Origin of the sequence: Siphonobacter sp. SORGH_AS_1065, assembly GCF_030818595.1 — a bacterium.
Classification (GTDB): Bacteria; Bacteroidota; Bacteroidia; order Cytophagales; family Spirosomataceae; genus Siphonobacter.
In genome coordinates this window covers 550,618-567,538 of record NZ_JAUTAM010000004.1, presented here as the reverse complement: position 1 = coordinate 567,538, position 16,921 = coordinate 550,618, and the positions used below count along the sequence as shown (strand labels likewise).

Annotated in this window: 15 protein-coding genes; 9 read left to right on the top strand and 6 right to left on the bottom strand. The window is 43.5% G+C overall.

Going from position 1 to position 16,921, the window contains the following annotated elements; translation table 11 throughout:
• Window positions 1-20 precede the first annotated feature (20 nt).
• From QE390_RS03085 to QE390_RS03050, 8 genes are all read left to right on the top strand, one after another.
• A complete protein-coding gene (locus tag QE390_RS03085; protein ID WP_307141053.1) occupies window positions 21-1,004 on the top strand; it encodes a hypothetical protein in 984 nt (327 codons plus the stop codon).
• Between the two features lie 540 nt (window positions 1,005-1,544).
• Window positions 1,545-2,669, top strand: a complete 1,125-nt coding sequence (locus QE390_RS03080; RefSeq protein WP_307141052.1) for an oxidoreductase — start codon at window positions 1,545-1,547, stop codon at window positions 2,667-2,669.
• Window positions 2,670-2,688: 19 nt separating this feature from the next.
• Window positions 2,689-3,270, top strand: coding sequence for a TIGR00730 family Rossman fold protein (locus QE390_RS03075; protein ID WP_106637950.1), 582 nt, complete (start codon window positions 2,689-2,691; stop codon window positions 3,268-3,270).
• 77 nt (window positions 3,271-3,347) lie between these two features.
• On the top strand, window positions 3,348-4,979 hold the full coding sequence (locus QE390_RS03070; RefSeq protein WP_307141051.1) for an OmpA family protein: 1,632 nt from the start codon (window positions 3,348-3,350) through the stop codon (window positions 4,977-4,979).
• A gap of 119 nt (window positions 4,980-5,098) precedes the next feature.
• Window positions 5,099-6,226, top strand: a complete 1,128-nt coding sequence (locus QE390_RS03065) for a PLP-dependent aspartate aminotransferase family protein (RefSeq protein ID WP_307141050.1) — start codon at window positions 5,099-5,101, stop codon at window positions 6,224-6,226.
• A gap of 167 nt (window positions 6,227-6,393) precedes the next feature.
• Window positions 6,394-6,969 (top strand): DUF4136 domain-containing protein, encoded by a 576-nt coding sequence (locus QE390_RS03060; RefSeq protein WP_307141049.1) that lies wholly within the window; start codon window positions 6,394-6,396, stop codon window positions 6,967-6,969.
• Window positions 6,970-7,081: 112 nt separating this feature from the next.
• Window positions 7,082-7,645 carry a Crp/Fnr family transcriptional regulator gene (locus QE390_RS03055; RefSeq protein WP_307141048.1) on the top strand — a complete coding sequence of 188 codons (564 nt, stop codon included), beginning with the start codon at window positions 7,082-7,084 and terminating at the stop codon, window positions 7,643-7,645.
• Between the two features lie 54 nt (window positions 7,646-7,699).
• The gene (locus QE390_RS03050; RefSeq protein WP_307141047.1) at window positions 7,700-8,278 is read left to right on the top strand and encodes an NAD(P)H-dependent oxidoreductase; all 579 of its coding nucleotides are present in this window, start codon (window positions 7,700-7,702) and stop codon (window positions 8,276-8,278) included.
• 841 nt (window positions 8,279-9,119) lie between these two features.
• Here the strand turns inward: QE390_RS03050 and QE390_RS03045 are convergent.
• Together QE390_RS03045 and QE390_RS03040 are read right to left on the bottom strand one after the other, a co-directional pair.
• A complete protein-coding gene (locus QE390_RS03045) occupies window positions 9,120-9,767 on the bottom strand; it encodes an acyltransferase (RefSeq protein ID WP_307141046.1) in 648 nt (215 codons plus the stop codon).
• Between the two features lie 907 nt (window positions 9,768-10,674).
• The gene (locus QE390_RS03040) at window positions 10,675-11,370 is read right to left on the bottom strand and encodes a DsbA family protein (RefSeq protein WP_307141045.1); all 696 of its coding nucleotides are present in this window, start codon (window positions 11,368-11,370) and stop codon (window positions 10,675-10,677) included.
• A gap of 154 nt (window positions 11,371-11,524) precedes the next feature.
• Here QE390_RS03040 and QE390_RS03035 point away from each other — a divergent pair, with 154 nt between their 5' ends.
• The gene (locus tag QE390_RS03035; protein ID WP_307141044.1) at window positions 11,525-12,109 is read left to right on the top strand and encodes a Crp/Fnr family transcriptional regulator; all 585 of its coding nucleotides are present in this window, start codon (window positions 11,525-11,527) and stop codon (window positions 12,107-12,109) included.
• A gap of 128 nt (window positions 12,110-12,237) precedes the next feature.
• On the opposite strand, the gene QE390_RS03030 is transcribed toward QE390_RS03035, so the two are convergent.
• The 4 genes from QE390_RS03030 to QE390_RS03015 form a co-directional block, all read right to left on the bottom strand.
• Window positions 12,238-14,538, bottom strand: a complete 2,301-nt coding sequence (locus tag QE390_RS03030; protein WP_307141043.1) for an ATP-dependent helicase — start codon at window positions 14,536-14,538, stop codon at window positions 12,238-12,240.
• Window positions 14,539-14,629: 91 nt separating this feature from the next.
• Window positions 14,630-15,694 (bottom strand): hypothetical protein, encoded by a 1,065-nt coding sequence (locus QE390_RS03025; RefSeq protein ID WP_307141042.1) that lies wholly within the window; start codon window positions 15,692-15,694, stop codon window positions 14,630-14,632.
• A gap of 19 nt (window positions 15,695-15,713) precedes the next feature.
• Complete coding sequence (locus QE390_RS03020; RefSeq protein WP_307141041.1) at window positions 15,714-16,358, bottom strand: hypothetical protein; 645 nt, start codon at window positions 16,356-16,358, stop codon at window positions 15,714-15,716.
• Complete coding sequence (locus QE390_RS03015) at window positions 16,339-16,884, bottom strand: RNA polymerase sigma factor (protein WP_307141040.1); 546 nt, start codon at window positions 16,882-16,884, stop codon at window positions 16,339-16,341. Before QE390_RS03015 ends, QE390_RS03020 begins: the two co-directional genes overlap by 20 nt.
• Window positions 16,885-16,921: the final 37 nt, after the last annotated feature.

The following is a 16,921-nucleotide window of genomic DNA, read 5'->3' as shown; positions in this document are numbered from 1 at the left end:
GCAAATAAACATTCGTGGAAGTGAATCAGACGGTTGTAGCTCAACAGAATACCGTATCTAAAAATCAGACCACTAGGGGAGTCAAAATCATTGGTATTGGTGGAGCGGGATGCTCGGTTTTAAAAAAACTGGCTACGCTGAATTTGCCCGGCGTGGAGCTCATTCCCTGTCATACTGATTTTTCAATGCTGAAGGGTTTCGACCGAACCTTACCGCTCGGTACCATCGGAGCCGGATCGGGCCTGAACGATCAGCAGGTACGTCAATGGGCTTCTACTCAGAAACCCGCCATTCGGGAGTTACTGGATAGCTCCACTGGGGCAGTGATACTCGTGACGGGTTTAGGGGGTGGTACGGGTTCGGGGGCGGCTCCGATTATTGCCGAAATTGCTCGTCAGCAGGATTTGTTGACGGTAGCCTGCGTTACCATGCCCTTTTCTTCGGAGGGGTACGAAACCATTCAGGCTGCCGAAATTGGCCTAAAACATCTGGTGCTTTACTGCGATTCGGTCGTTGCGTTTTCGCTCGATAATCTGGAGAAAACCTTTGCGGATGACTTAAGTATTACTGAATTCTACGCCGCTGCTGATGATTTAGTCTTGCAGGCCGCCCGGATGATTCCCGATATTGTCGTTACTTCTGAAGAAATCAATACCGATTTGAACGATGTTCGGGCCGTATTAAGCAAAAGCGGCCCTGCTTTCTTTACGCAAGTAGTCATTGATTCGCCCACGCGTCTGGACGCATGTCTGTTACAGCTAAACCAGACCTTTGAAGGAAGTCGTTCACAGCCCATTCGTCGTATTCTTCTCCTGATCAAAAGCAGCTCGAAAAAGCCCGTGACCATGTTGGAAACCCGAAGCATTGTTCAGGCATTAACGCAACTAATTGGTAGAAAAGCCGAGTTATTTAAAATTGCGTTGGTTACGGATGAAAGTCTGGAGGAACGTCTTCAGTTAACGATTCTCACGGGTGGTTTTATTGAATTGGACGAATTGAAGTAGAAGTAGGATAAATAGGTTTTTATACTTAATTTTAATAAAGATTAATTTAAGGGATTGTAGCATGTAATTTAATGTTTGGGGCTGAAAAATTTGAGTAATTTTCTATAGTTTTACGGCACTTACTTTTCTCCCCAGAACTTTATATTTTACGGCTCTATGTTTCCCATAACTCAGAAGCGTCAGTGTCCTTACTGTCGCTCGACGTCCATTGAACGTCAATCACGACCCGCACTTATCCGTTTCTTATTCTGTTTCACCGATGCTCGCTATTACCAATGTGAGCGGTGCCGACGTTATTTCGTGAAAGTGAACAATAAAACTTCTAAGCGGGAGTCCAGTCTGAGTCAGTAGACCCTTCTTAAATCGTATATCAGGAAGAATAAGGGTATAAGTTATTTCTTTCGTTAGTCGTTATTTTTTTGGAAATAAGAAAACCGACGTTTAATTACGTAGGGTAGTGAATCGTTTTCCCTTTCAAAATGCATTTTGAAAGGGAAATCTTTATTTTTACTCCCAACGTTTCATTTTTTAGGGAAATCCATGTGTATTAAAAAACTCTTTATACTTCTTCTGTTCTCCTCCCGTGTTTGGGGGCAGTGGCAGGTTCAACCCTCGGGAACTGACGCCAGCTTTAGGGCTGTCTGTGCCATTTCTGCCCAAGTATGCTGGGTAGGAGGTACCAAAGGGCAGGTGTTGCGAACCCAGGATGGAGGTCAGAGTTGGGAAATACATCACGTTCCTGGAGCAGAATCTCTGGATTTTCGGGACATACACGCTTTCGATTCGGAGGTAGCTGTTGCGATGAGTGCTGGAGACGCTGATAAAGGAGCGGCCCGGATTTACCGAACGGAAGATGCCGGAAAAAGCTGGAAAATGGTTTATCAAACCAATCAGAAAGGGGCTTTTCTGGATGGAATCGAATTCTGGGATAAGGATCGGGGGATTTGCTTCGGCGATCCCATTGACAAAAAATTCTTTGTATTAACCACTACCGACGGCGGCAAAATCTGGCATGAAGTTGCTCGGGATCATTTTCCTGCCATTCAGGACGGCGAAGCGGCTTTTGCGGCCAGCGGTACGTCAATGGTCATTGCTGGCAAAGGCTGGGCCTGGATCGGTACTGGCGGTTCTCACCATGCCCGTGTCTTTCGCTCGAAGGACTATGGCCTTTCCTGGGAAGTCACAGAAACCCCTTTGAACGCCGGGAAAACCTCGGGTATTTTTGGCCTTCATTTTTACAATCGGCTGCGGGGCATCGCCGTTGGTGGTGACTATCTGCATGTGAGTGATTCTACTCAAAATGTAATGACCACTCAGGACGGCGGTAAAACCTGGCAGTTATTAAACTCAACGACGCCCCCCGGCCTAAAAGAAGCCGTCACAGTTTTTCGGCAGGAATACCGCGGCATAGGTGGTGAAGCAACGGGTAATGCCCTTGTAGAACGGCTCATTGCCGTTGGGCCTTCTGGCACGGGATATTCCATGAATGGCGGAAAAAGCTGGCGAAAGCTGGACGATTCTCCCTTTCATGCCGTTAGTTTTGCAGGAAAAGATGGCTGGGCGGTAGGAGCCAAAGGTCTGATTTCCAAATTTGAAGGCTTTCGAACGACGGACCTCAAGAAGAATGCTGGATCAAAAAAGAAGTTCGTTAAGCCCAGAAGATAGTTTTAATAAGCAGGATGAAATGAAGAAAGTAGCGGTGTTTTGTGGAGCCAGTTCCGGCTCCGATCTGATTTATCGGGAGGTAGCAGCAGCGTTGGGCACTTATTTGGCAAATCGTCAACTTACTTTAGTGTACGGAGGAGGAAACGTGGGATTAATGGGTATAGTGGCAGATGCCGCTCTGGCTGCCGGAGGCGAAGTGATTGGGGTTATTCCTGATTTCCTCAAAAAATGGGAAGTAGGTCACGAAGGAGTAACTGAGCTGATTGTTACCGAAAACATGCATGAACGCAAAGCACGCATGGCTGAACTTTCGGACGGATTTATTACCCTTCCGGGTGGTTTTGGTTCGATGGATGAGTTGTTTGAAATTCTGACCTGGAAGCAATTACAAATCCATAAAAAACCGGTGGGATTACTGAATATTAATGGATTCTATGATCTGCTTATTGCTCAGATGGATCGCATGGTGGAAGCAGGATTCCTTCGGGATTCGAATCGGGATTTATTAGTAATTGCTGATTCCATCGAAGAATTGATAGCCTTGATGCAAACGCACGAACCCATCGTAGCCGAAAAGTGGGTAGATCGGAAGAAAATCTAAGCCTCATTGATGATACTTTCGCGGCTTGTCTTTCGTTCATTTACCTAAGTCTACCGAGCCAGCCCCAATCATACCTAATGAAACGTCTTTTCCCTGCTTTTATACTTTTTATTCTTCATAACTCCGTCTGGGCTCAGGCTCCGGAAAATCTGGGCGATCGAATTAATTCAGAGGTTGCAGAAATACAGCCGGTTATTTCTCCAGATGGTCGTACGCTATATTTCAGCCGGGTTAACCATCCTCAGAACGCTTCACAAAAAAAAGGCAGTCAGGATGTCTGGATGGCGGTTTCCTTATCACCTACGCTCTGGACAAACGCCAGTCGTATGCCTAGCCCGGTAAATGGGGAAGAGCATAATGTTATTTACAGCATCACGCCGGATGGGAATACGATCCTGACGCATTGGGTGGAAAAGGAGGGAGAGGATTTAAGAATCCGTGGTTTTGCGACCATGAAAAAGAATGCCACGGGCTGGGACCGTCCCAAAAAACTGGATATTCCCGGGTTGGAAGGGATGAACAAAGGTTATTATCAGTATGGGTACCTTGCCAATGACGGTAAAACCTTATTGCTGGCCTTTTCAGAGAAAAAAAATAGCCGAGAATCCGATCTTTATGTCAGTCTCCAGGATCGCAGCGGAAAGTGGACGCGGCCTGCTTCGCTGGGTAACGACGTAAACACCAGCGGTGACGAAACAACGCCCTTTCTGGCCGCGGATGGTGAAACGCTTTATTTTTCAAGTAACCGCGAAGGTGGTTTAGGCTCAAATGACATCTGGATGTCGCGTCGGCTGGACAAAACCTGGAAGAAATGGAGCAAGCCCCAAAACCTGGGAGAGTCAATCAACACTCCTGAATTTGATGCGTACTTCACCATCCCCGCTTCCGGCGAATGGGCGTATCTGGTGACGGCTACGGGTGGAAAAGGGAAAGCGGATATTGTGCGGGTGAAATTCCAGTCCCAAACCCCACCGCCAACGCAGGTTCCTCCTACGATTGCGGAAACTACTGGTCAGCCCACGCCTCCCCAAACGGCTCAGGTTTCGCCTCCACAGCCCACGGCTAAGTCAAACTCGGTGGTGTTATTACAGGGAAAACTGCTGGATGCCAAAACTGGGAAAGTGCCCGAAAACGCTCGTATTATCTACGAAAGTTTACCCGATGGAACAGAACTGGGAACGGCCACACCGGACCCAAATACGGGAGAATACAAGATTGTATTACCCTACGGTAAAAAATACGGAATCCGGCCTGAGATTGATGGATACGTAGGTAAAGCTCAAAACCTGGATTTAAGCAAGCTGGGGAATGGGGGATATCTGGAACTGAAAGATCGGGATTTAATGGTGACTAAAATCGAGCAGGGAGCGAAAGTGGCTCTGAATAACGTATTCTTCGAGACGGCCAAAGCAACCCTGCAAACCGAGTCTTTCCCGGAACTCAACCGGGTAGTAGAGTTAATGAATAAGCAAAAAGCGATGATCGTTGAAATTGATGGTCATACCGACAGCGACGGAACCGAGGAGGCTAACCAGAAGCTGTCTCAGGATCGGGCCGAGTCCGTGCGGACGTACCTGATTTCCAAAGGTATTCCCGAAAATCGCGTCGTTGCGAAAGGCTTCGGTGAAAGCCGGCCCATTGCTATGAATGATACGCCCGAGGGCAAGCAGCAAAACCGTCGCGTGGAGTTCGTGATCTTAAAAAATTAATTTGATAAGCAAAGGTTTTTAAAACACTTTAGCTTTGTTCAGCAGTATTAACTTCCGTCAGCATCGACGATGTTAATACTGCTTTTTGTATGAACCATCCGAAGAAATAAACTGCATCCATGAATCTCGAAACCCTAGCTATACAAGTCACCCGCTTTCACGACGCCAATGCTTCCGCCGTTACCACGCCGATTTACCTCAGCACTACCTACGAACGAGACTCGGAAGGAAACTTGCCCAAAGGATTCTTATATGCTCGTGGGAATAACCCCAATCGTGATTTACTCGAAAAAAGCATTGCCGTGCTTGAAGGTGGGGCCGTGGGTTTCGCTTTTGGTTCCGGTATGGCTGCTATCGCAGCTTTGTTTCAGGCTCTGAAACCCGGCGACCACGTCATTACCACGCCTTTTGCCTATTACGCAGCTCAGCGATTATTAGTAGACGTGTTTGAACCCTGGGGGCTGGAATTCACGCTGGTTGATACTTCTAGCATTGAAGAAGTTGAAAAAGCCATTCGCCCCAATACAAAGCTATTCTGGCTGGAAACGCCAAGTAACCCTTTATTACACCTGACGGATGTAGCAGCTTTAGCGAGACTGGCTCATTCCGTGGGAGCAATGTGTGCAGTGGATAATACCTGGGCTACGCCCGTGCTACAAAACCCGATTGCCCTGGGGGCGGATGTAGTAATGCACTCCACCACCAAATATTTCGGGGGGCACTCTGATGTTCTGGGGGGAGCTCTGGTATTGGCCCAGGAAGGAGAATTATCTCTGAAACTTCGCCAGATTCAGAACTTGACGGGTGGGATACCTTCGCCATTTGATTGTTGGTTAATTACCCGGGGAATTCAAACCATGCCTTTGCGGGTAAAAACGCAGTCGGCGAGTGCCTTACCTATAGCTCAGTGGCTGGAACAACACCCTGCTGTCGAGCGAGTGTATTACCCTGGTCTGGAAAGTCACGCTCAGCATGAACTGGCGGTATCGCAAATGAAGAATGGTTTTGGAGGTATGCTGTCTTTTGAAGTAAAAGGAGGCTTACCCGGAGCAAAAAAAGTAGCGGGAGCTTTGAAGGTATTCACGCAGGCGACTAGTTTGGGTGGGGTGGAAAGCCTGATTGAGCCCCGGAAAATATATGAAGGCCCTGATAGTCCTACACCTGACGGATTACTACGGGTATCTGTAGGGTTAGAGCATACTCAGGACCTGATCAACGATCTGGAACAGGCCCTGGCTCAGGCGTAGGATGCAGAAGTGTTAATAAGTCCTAAAATACTGGATTATAGGCTACGATGGCTGTTTCTCTGACAATTTCAGGGGAACAGCCATCGTTTTTTTAGTGTTCTATTTATGAATCAAATTGGATTCAAACGCTAAGAATAGGACTCCTTTTAAGCCAGTTGTTTAGATATATGAAAACAGTAAGCAAACTTTTGAGTGCGGTGGCCCTGGTAGGTATGTTGGCTTCCTGTGCCCCTTCCGTGATGGTGCGTTCAGATTATGATCGGACGGCCAATTTTTCAAAATATCGTACGTACGCCATTGCTCCAGTAGCCAACGGTAATAATGACCCAGTAATGGGTAGCCAGTTAATGCAAAAGCGAATTAGCCAGGCTTTGGACGTAGAAATGCAGGCTCGCGGGTATAAAAAAGTGGAAAAAAATGCAGATCTGATTGTGAAGTATGACACCGACGCCCGCAACCTGCAGCAAATTCAGTCGAATAACATGGCTCCCATGTGGGGTTGGTGGTGGTACGGTCCCAATAATAACGTCAGCTCGCGTAATTACGAAGAAAACCGACTGATTGTGAACCTGGTGGATGCCCGAAATAATGAGTTAGTCTGGCAGGGATGGGCAAAAGGAGAATTAAACGCTCGTCGTAAAAATCGGGATGAACTCATTCAGAAAACAGTAACCAAAGTAATGGCCGAATACCCCCATCGAGCCGGATTAAACCAAACGGAGTTAATCTCCAATGGTGAGTAGTTGAATTAATTTCCTGTTTGCAAGAGTGATGAAAAAGAGGTCGAGCTGTTTCGACCTCTTTTTTGTTGGGGCTCTCCGATCGTATTACTTTAGCCCTTAATAAAGAGGTGCGATGGAAAATTTTCTAAAGTCATTCCAGGTATTAACGGAAGCAGAAATTGATCAGTTTCTAAAACTGGGACAGCATAGAGTACTAAAAAAAGATGAGTTTTTTATTCAGGAAGGACAGGTGTGTAAGAAAGTAGGCTTCGTTACCTCTGGTCTGCTGCGGTCTTTTTATTACAATTCTGCGGGTGAAGAAGTTACCTATTGCTTTACCTTTTCAAATGATTTTGTGACGGCTTATTCCTCTTTTATAACTCAAAACACCGCCGCCGAAAGTATCCAGGCTTTAACGGATGTCGAATTATTCATCCTCACCAGAGAAGATATTACTCAACTGGAAGAATCGAGTCTGAACTGGATGAAGTTTTCTAAGATGATGGCCCAGCAGGAATACATGACCTTAGAAAAACGAATGTTTCTCTTACAAAAAGAAACCGCCGAGCATAAATACAAAGATCTGCTTGAAAATTACCCCGATTACCTGAAACTGATTCCATTGAACTACTTAGCCTCTTATTTGGGCATTACACAGCGTCATTTGTCGAGAATAAGAAAATCATATCCCGCATAGACATTTGTCCTTTCAGCGGCTCATCACTGACTTTTTCTTTGTAATAAAAAAAGAGTGAAGAAAATCCTGATTATAAACGGACATCCAGACCGGGAAAGCTATAATTACGCTCTTTCGGAAGCTTACCGAACCGCGGCTATTCGTGCGGGAGCCGAACTTACGCAAATTAATATTGCTGACTTACAATTTGATCCTAATCTACGGTTTGGTTACCGAAAACGAATGGAACTAGAGCCAGATTTAGTAGAAGCCCTGCAAAAGATAAAAGAAGCTGAGCATATCGTGTGGTTTTTTCCGATGTGGTGGTACAGTTACCCGGCAGTCATGAAAGGTTTTGTTGATCGCTTATTTCTGCCGGGAATAGTGATGAAATTCATAGAAGGAAAACCTTTTCCTGAAAAATTACTAAAGGGAAGAACGGCCCGAATCGTCATTACAGCGGATACGCCCTCGTGGTACGATCGTTTTTTTATGGGCCGTCCAGCGATTAATCAATTCAAAAAAGGAACGCTTGAATTTTGTGGAATTCATCCCGTTTCAGTAACCTATATCGCACCCATTAAAGCATCCAGTGAGCGATTCAGAGAAAAGTGGTTGGCAAAAGTATCTGCCCTAGGCTCCGCTTGTAAATAATTGCTTATTATCAATAGTTTAGAGAGAAAATAGGTTCTCAGTGTTGTCGGTAGTGAAGCCATATCTTACCAATAGAACTAACTAGCATCATGAGCTAGACCTCAAAAATTGCCTAATAAACTTATTATATTGAGTATAGGTAAAACTAAAGCAACTAAGCTACTATAATACTTAATTACCAATCAACAGTAATTAAGTATTATAGTAGCTTAAGAATGCAAAGAAGTATGGGTACTTGTAAGTATAATATTCGATTGTATATGACTTGCGTTTAATTATATTTTTTTGTTAGTGTACGATTTATTTTCAGTAAAGTACTAATGTTTAAGCGTTTTTTTCTAGTCATCATATTTTGTTTTTTATGTAATCTTATAGAAGGTAATTCGATGAAATGATGAATACATGAACACAAAATAAGTAATGGCAAAACACAACTTACAATGACTAATCCATAAGCAGTGTCAGATAAATATTTAGTTTTATCAAAACCTAATAAAAATTTAAATACGACGTAAATAAAAAAGCCATGGAATAAATAGATAACATATGTACATTGACCTAAAAATAACGAAAAAGATCTGGTTAATAACCCAAAGATGTCGTTTCCCAAAGCAATAAGGGTAAATACTATTGAAAGTAAAAGTAAGGTGGTCAATGGGTTGGGATTTCTTAGAGAAATAGCTGCTCCGTAGCATCCAAGAATTATAAGTGTGGCTAGCTTACCCCTAGCGAATAGTTTAAATTCAGATTTTTTTACCAAATATACTGCTGGAAGTCCCATAAGAAAGGCAGCTATCAGAACATAGTCAACGTAGTGGGTAGCAGCTATTGAAATGCTTAATCAGGTTGCTAAAATTAGTACTACTCGTGGTACATTAACCTTGAAAAATAGAAATCCAATTAAAGGTAGCATACTATAAAACAACCACTCATAAACTAAAGTCCAGGTTACCCCTGCTAAAATGAGCAGAGTATCATGAACCTGATTAATATACGGAGCTTCATAAAGTGTAAAGAGAACCCAGTTTAAACATTGAGTAGTTACACTAAAAAAGGAATCATGAAGTTCCCCTTGAGATAGGAATGCAACTAATAGGAAGAGAAAACTTATTGCTAAAAGATACACAGGACCTAATCTAAGTAGCCGCCCCCGATAAAAATGAAACCAGTTTATAGATTGCTTTTTACTATCTTTTAGTTTAGAAAAAAATAAAAAGCCTGTTATCATGAAAAAAAGCATGACACTATGGGCTCCTAAGCCAGCGAATAATCTGGACTCAGGAATTTGCCATTGTCCTTTTTGGAGGTAAACTCGCCAACAATAAGTATGATGTAAGAAAACAGAAAAGGCTAGGTAGCCTCTTAACCCATCGATGGACTGATATCGCCCGCTTTCCTGTGAAGAAGGAAACCAACGCTGAATGATCCAGGCCGTAGTAATAGCCGTAAGTAAAGCGTAGAAAGTAAATAAAAATGGAGACTGGAGCATAAGGATAGGCGGATAAAATAGGTTTTTTAAATGAGAGAGGAGCTTAAGCCTACTTCCATTTAAAAATAATGTTATTGGCTGTATAACAGATGTTAGAGCGTTAGATAAGGCTAATGACGGAAAGCCTAATAATAATTTATGAGGATGTTAATGAAGGTCACAAGAGGAATGTATCAAATATGGATTTAGAGGTGGATAATCAGGATTTTGCACGACCAGTAGATTAGAATGTGCAATTAAACAAGACTTGAATAATTAACATATACAGAGGTTAATAGGCTGAAAATTACACCAAAGTAATGCATAAAGAAGAGCTAATACCGGTGTGTCTGGTAATCTTGCGTAATCAAGAAATAGCATTCAACCCATTGATTACTACGCCGTAATCGAAACCAACACAGGTTCATGAAAGATGGATGACCGCTCATAAAAATACAGATTAGTTAGGTATATTGATACAATAATACTGATTTCTATTAATATAAAATAATATAAAAAATAGAAATTACTAAGTAGTTAAAAATGAATACAATTGCTTAGTATTGAGTGCTATAAAATGAAAAATTATACTTATTGTATAAAAGGCTAACGGAATTCTTCTAGCCCTACTTAAAAGTTAACAAATGGATAGCAGTGAACTTTCTAAATTGCAGTCAACTAGAGTATAGCTAGTAGGATAACGTATTTAAAAATGGACTACGCTCTTTATACGTCTGGGCTGAATGATCGAAAAAGCTGGTTTACTCATGCAGATTATAGGCTCTACCAAATCTTTAGGCCATCGATGAAAGGGTTTACTTCCGTTGGTATAGAAAGGGGCAATGCTGATCCTCTAAAAGCAATACCCTCCTTATAAAACAAATAGTGCTTTTATAAGGAGGGTATTTATGAATGAATAACTAAATGATTAACATTCACCTGAACCTAAATCACAGCTATCAGCCTGAGCAATAACTTGTGGTTTAGACTCTTCGATTACCTGCAGTAGGGCATTTACGAACGTTTCGCTGGGCTGAGCCCCTGATAAAGCGTATTTATTATTGAGAATAAAAAAAGGAACCCCTGTCACGCCTAACTGACGAAAATAATCCATTTCCTGTTCTACAGAATCACGGGCGATGTCTGATTTTAAAATCTCCAAGGCTTCTTTTTTGTCCCAACCCGCCGACTCCAGCACCTGTAATAAAACGGCTTCCTGGGTTAAATCAATTCGGTCTACAAAATAGGCTTTCAATAAAGCTTCTTTGGTTTCTGCCTGATTGCCGTGTTCGTATGCTACAGTTAATAAACGGTGCAGATCAAACGTTGAAATGGCTTTAGGAAGCTGACTGAAATCAAAATCAAGACCTACTTCATTGGCAACCTGTTCTACGCGTTGAAACATACTTTCGGAGCGTCCCGGGCCGAATTTCTTTTCCATGTGTTCTGAAAAAGAAATACCTTGTTTAGGAACACTCGGATCAAGTTCGTAAGGGTGATAAACAATTTCTGCCTTTACCTCTTCGCCCAGGGTTTGTAAGGCTGACTCCAGCCTTCTTTTTCCAATATAACACCAAGGACAAACAACATCAGAGACAATATCAATACGAATAGGAAGAGCCATAATCGGTTTGTTTATTTTTTAAATATATGCCGTTACACAAAATAATTTTAGACTAATTTCTTAACTTATTAGTGCTGAAAATAATTCCGATTAATCGCATAACTTGGTATCTAGTTCACCCCAACGGAAAACCTTATCCATACCCGCTAATTATATGATTACTGTACCCGCCTGGCTGGAAGAAATGCTTAATTCCACGTATGAGCTTTCTCAAGAAGACTGGATTTTTTTAGCTACCCATTTGCAGAGGGTGACGTTCAAAAAGAAGGAAATTATTCTGGAATACGGGCAGATGGAACAATACATTTATTTTCTAGAAAAAGGGTTGGTTCGCCTATTTACAGAAAAAAATGACCGTGAAGTTTGTCTGGACTTCATTTTTGAAAAGCAGGCATTTAGCTCTTTTATCTCGCTTTCCACACAGAAGCCTTCTACCTTATGTATACAAACCTTAGTACCTAGCACGGTGATTCGTTTACCCCTTGGAGCAATGCGGCAGTGGCTAGAGGGTTCCGATTCCGCGGAACGGCTGGTGCGTCGACTGATTGAAAATCGTCTGGTTGACAAACTTCAGAAAGAAATCAAAATGTTAACCATGACAGCAGAAGAAAATTATGAAAACTTGTTGAACGAATCACCCAATATTGTTCAACAAATACCTATTAAAGACATGGCTTCTTATCTGGGTATTCATCCTGATAGCTTAAGTCGAATTCGTAAGCGGACGATGCTTCCCTGAAATTGAAAATTGGCACTTTTCTGACAATAATCAGAAATTTACTCTGAAGAAATGCTCATTTTTGTGCCTGGCTTTTTTGTAAAGAAAAGCTTTTTTGAACACGAGAGGTGGCGGCCTCCCGTGTTTTTTTATTCTACAATTCGCAGTTTAGCGAAGCTGAGTAATAACGTTTTTTCTCCCTGACTATCAAACTGAATGACGGCCTTCGCTCCGTTCTGATCGTTGGAAATTAATTTTACTACGCCAAAACCGAATTTTTGATGTTCTACCCGCTGACCAGAAGCTAGTTTTCTAGGATCTGAAGCTTTAAAATCACTGCTCGGTACGTGCGTTGAAATAGGCGTATTAGAACGGGTAGGAGGTGTTTTAGCCTGAGAACCCCCGTTCTGAGCCGCCCGATTGGCTACATTCCGAAGGAAAGCTGCTGGGGTTGGGCGATCGGAATTTCGCTGAGCCTCGGCCATACGCCGAGCGGCCTGCCGACTGATGCGAACGTATTTTTCATCAATTTCATCCATGAACCGGCTAGGCTCACAGGGTTTCAGTCGACCGTATTGGTAGCGGGTTTCAGCATAACTCAGATACAGACGTTTTTCGGCCCGGGTGATCGCTACGTAAAACAAACGCCGCTCTTCTTCCAGATCCTCGCTTGACTGTAACATCATCTGGCTGGGAAATAAATCTTCCTCTAAACCAACAATGTAAACGACTTTGTATTCCAGTCCTTTCGCCTGGTGAATGGTCATCAGCGTTACCCGATCACTATCACCGTCCTCGTCTTCCTGATCAGCATTGGTTAACAAAGAAACGGTCTGTAGGAACGCTCCGAGCGATTTATCTTCGTTTTCGGGATTGTCTACAAACTGTTTAATGGAGTTCAATAATTCCTGTACGTTTTCGTAACGGCTAAGTCCTTCGACGGTTTTATCATCATATAACTCCTTCAACACGCCTGATGCTTTCGCGACGTGACTAGCCACTTCGTAAGCATCCTTGGTATCAATGAGCAACTTAAATGACTTAATTAGATCGGCGAAGCCTTCAATAGCCGAGCCCGAACGGCCCGTGTTATACTGCTGAATATTAGCGACAACTTCCCAAACTGGAATAGCCTGTTCGGCAGCGGTAACGGCAATTTTCGCAATGGTCTGATCGCCGATGCCACGTTTGGGCAGATTAATGATTCGTTTGAAGGCTTCTTCGTCACTCTGATTGAGCGTGAAGCGAAGATAGGCCAGCAAGTCCTTGATTTCCCGACGCTGGTAGAAGGATAATCCACCGACAATCCGGTATTTGATATTCAGTTTGCGAAGCGATTCCTCGAACGAACGCGACTGCGAGTTAGTGCGGTAGAGAATCGCGAAATCGTTGTTACTGAGGCCGTGATTCAGTTTTTCTTCGAACAGGGAAGTCGCTACCAATCGACCTTCTTCTACGTCGGAAGCGGCTTTAATAACCTCGATGAGATTACCGTTTTCATTTTCTGTGAAAACTTCCTTGCGTAACTGCCGTTTGTTACGGGCAATGACCGAGTTCGCTGCTTCAACAATAATTTTCGTCGAACGATAGTTCTGTTCCAGACGAATCGTAGTCAGATCCGGGTAATCTTTCTCAAAGTTGAGAATGTTCTGAATGTTGGCTCCCCGGAAGGCATAGATTGACTGGGCATCGTCACCCACCACGCAGATATTCTCATGAATGGCCGCTAGCTTCCGGGTAATCAGGTATTGAGAAACGTTGGTATCCTGAAACTCGTCCACCATTACGTACTTATAACGGTGCTGATACTTATTAAGCACCTCCGGAAAATCCCGGAAGAGAACATTGGTATTAAATAACAGATCGTCAAAGTCCATGGCATTGGCCTTGAAGCAACGATCTACGTATAACTTATATAACCGACCAATTTCGGGCAAGCGGGCTGCCGCGTCATCCGCCTGAATAATAGGATCAGCGATGTAGGCATCCGCCGAAACCAGCCGGTTTTTGGCCCCGGAAATGCGGTTAAAAACGACGTTAGGTTTATAAATTTTATCATCCAGCCCTCGTTCCTTAATAATGGATTTGAGCAAGGACTTGGAGTCATCTGTATCATAAATTGAAAAGTCGGAGGTATAACCCAGCGACTTCGCTTCAAAACGCAGAATCTTCGCGAAGACACTGTGGAACGTACCCATCCAGATGCCCCGAGCTCCGGTTCCGACTACCTTTTCAATCCGGGCCCGCATTTCTCCGGCGGCTTTGTTGGTGAAGGTCAGGAGTAAAATGGAAAAAGGATCCACCCCCTTTTTGATGAGATGAGCCGTACGCTGGGTAAGTACCCGAGTCTTGCCCGAGCCTGCTCCGGCAATAATCATCAGGGGGCCTTCAATATGTAAAACAGCCTGAGCCTGAGGCTCATTAAGGCCTTTCGTGATATCTTCGAACATGGCAATAAGGAAAAAAGAGGGAACGAACTAAGTCCGTTCCCTGAAAGCATAGTCAAAGATAATAAATTGTTGGGGGCTATGGAAGTATCTCTTAAAGTAATGGGATTTGAAGATTGATGGAGCAGATTCTCCGACTATTGATTTTATTTAAACCATGGAAATTTCCATTAAATCGGGTTACAATGGCAAAATCACGATATGCTAACTTGAGGATTAGCCCGTGTGGAAAAGGAGGATAAAAATGAAAATCAGAAGTACCCTTGTTAGGATATCTCAAATTGGCATTGGTAAGAAAAACCGTACGTTGGTTATTGCCCATATTTGGACCGAAGAAAAAGCCTAGTCCTGCCTGATAAGTACGTTGTCCGGATTTATTGTAAAACTGGAAGGTAGGAACCGCTATTAAATCCAGGTATGTGGCATTATATGTGCGTTTAAGTAAAGGCTGATGAATAAACCGCCCGTAACCTTCAAGAAAGACTATCTTTTCATTGTTACCAAAAATTGTCCCATCGGGCAATCCATTATTTAATGAGCCTACCTCCCGGTAGTAAAAAGGTTGAGCTGTTCTAAAACGGGTCAGTGAAAACTCCAGCCCCAGATCCATAATCAAATTGACTCGGGATGAAAGCGGTTGCAGAACAATGGGGCGGATAATGTTTATTCCGTAACGCCGGGAAGAAGATGGTCTGAGATGAAGTTCATCCAGATAAGTAGGGTAGCTTGACCCTGATTCGTTGAGGTTAATAACGGAAGGCCAGCCGAGAACAAGGTTGAGCTGAAACAGCTCACGAAATTTCTGAAAGTCGCTGCGGAATTTTTCCATGGATACGGGTTTGTCAGCTTCCTGGTCCGTAATTCTAATCACTGCCCGTTCCCCGCGTAAACTACTGTCACTTAGAAAACTCTTCCCACTCAAATCAATGTAATGCTGGCGAGGTTCGGATCGCGTCGTTTCAGATAGGCGGGCATTGAGGTCTTTAAGAATGGTATTCCAGTCATAATTTTCCAGCTTTTTTAATTCTTCTCTACTGGGACTGTAAAATAATACTTTTGATTTGGGACCAATCCGAACCAGAATGGAGTCTACGGGAGTAGCGAGAGTAGGTAAGGAGCATAGCAGTCCCAGTACCATTGTAAGAAATGGACGTTTCATGATAGAAAAAGGGCGTGAGTTAAGGTTTGATTTTTGAGGAATCGACTTTAGCTTTTCCGAGAGCAGCCGGAGATTTGAAGTCTTTCCACTGCGGACGTTGATCGGATTTTTTCTCCGAACCGAAAATGCGGGCCAGAATGGATTTTTTCCGAAGCTGCGTTTCCTGCTGAGGCTCGGGAATAGTCAGGGTAACGGTGGCTTCAAAGCTTTCTGCCTGATTTTTCTGAACAATAACGGGTACATCTGTGGATGGAATAAAAGTTGAAGGTTGAACTACAGGCAGCGAATCTAAAGTAATAGGAATCTCAAAATCGATTTTTTGGGTAACTTGAGCCTGTTGGGTTACAGGAGCTTTTTCAATAATTTCAGTTGTAGTATCTACAGGTGGAATGGGGGGAACTTGCGTTTTTTCAGTCGTACGAACTGGCTCTTTTGGAGTCATTGTAACGGTTACTTCCTGCGAATGATGTTTTTCAATGGGTTGATGAATAAAATAGCCCATACAAATTCCCAACGCTGCCGCCATGCCTACGCGAATGGGCCAGTACCATTTCTGAGAAGATTTGGGCTCTTCTATACGCTTCCAGACCCCTTCCAGATCAAAAGAATCATCGGATAAATCTTCCAGCCGCCGCCGGATCTGCTCATCGAGTTTGTGTTGCATAACCAAGGGCTTGAAGTTTTTTCTGTAATAACTGACGGGCTTTATTCAATTGCGATTTCGATGTTCCTTCCGAAATCTGAAGCTGCTTGGCCACTTCCATGTGAGTATACCCTTCGAGGGCTACTAAATTAAAAATCGTTCGATAACCAATGGGTAACTCCGTGATGAGCTTCTGAATCGTTTCAGCGGCTATTTCTTCGATGATGCTATAGGTAAAAGTTTGCTCAGCGGCTTCATTTTCAGGCACCATTGTAAAATTGGCCGAGCGTCGTAGTTCCATCAGACACTGATTCACCAGAATGGTTTTCATCCATACCCATGTGGCGGCTTCGTCTTTGTATTCAAACTTTTTCAGATGTTCAAAAATTTTCTGAAAGGCTGAAACCAGCATATCTTCCGCCTCCATCCGATCCTTCATGTATCGCTGAGCGACCCGAAACAGCCGACCTGCGTAGCGTTCATATAACAAACGCTGAGCTTTGACATCGTGAGCCCTGCACCGGGCCAGCAGATCAGATAGATGCATGGGTGGTTGATTTACACAAGGCGAAATGCGGAATATA

Bases quoted from the DNA above. Each gene is read 5' to 3' on its own strand.
- QE390_RS03080 (WP_307141052.1), top strand. From the start codon at position 1,545: ATGTGTATTAAAAAACTCTTTATACTTCTTCTGTTCTCCTCCCGTGTT.
- QE390_RS03075 (WP_106637950.1), top strand. From the start codon at position 2,689: ATGAAGAAAGTAGCGGTGTTTTGTGGAGCCAGTTCCGGCTCCGATCTG.
- QE390_RS03070 (WP_307141051.1), top strand. From the start codon at position 3,348: ATGAAACGTCTTTTCCCTGCTTTTATACTTTTTATTCTTCATAACTCC.
- QE390_RS03065 (WP_307141050.1), top strand. From the start codon at position 5,099: ATGAATCTCGAAACCCTAGCTATACAAGTCACCCGCTTTCACGACGCC.
- QE390_RS03060 (WP_307141049.1), top strand. From the start codon at position 6,394: ATGAAAACAGTAAGCAAACTTTTGAGTGCGGTGGCCCTGGTAGGTATG.
- QE390_RS03055 (WP_307141048.1), top strand. From the start codon at position 7,082: ATGGAAAATTTTCTAAAGTCATTCCAGGTATTAACGGAAGCAGAAATT.
- QE390_RS03045 (WP_307141046.1), bottom strand. From the start codon at position 9,767: ATGCTCCAGTCTCCATTTTTATTTACTTTCTACGCTTTACTTACGGCT.
- QE390_RS03040 (WP_307141045.1), bottom strand. From the start codon at position 11,370: ATGGCTCTTCCTATTCGTATTGATATTGTCTCTGATGTTGTTTGTCCT.
- QE390_RS03035 (WP_307141044.1), top strand. From the start codon at position 11,525: ATGATTACTGTACCCGCCTGGCTGGAAGAAATGCTTAATTCCACGTAT.
- QE390_RS03030 (WP_307141043.1), bottom strand. From the start codon at position 14,538: ATGTTCGAAGATATCACGAAAGGCCTTAATGAGCCTCAGGCTCAGGCT.
- QE390_RS03025 (WP_307141042.1), bottom strand. From the start codon at position 15,694: ATGAAACGTCCATTTCTTACAATGGTACTGGGACTGCTATGCTCCTTA.
- QE390_RS03020 (WP_307141041.1), bottom strand. From the start codon at position 16,358: ATGCAACACAAACTCGATGAGCAGATCCGGCGGCGGCTGGAAGATTTA.
- QE390_RS03015 (WP_307141040.1), bottom strand. From the start codon at position 16,884: ATGCATCTATCTGATCTGCTGGCCCGGTGCAGGGCTCACGATGTCAAA.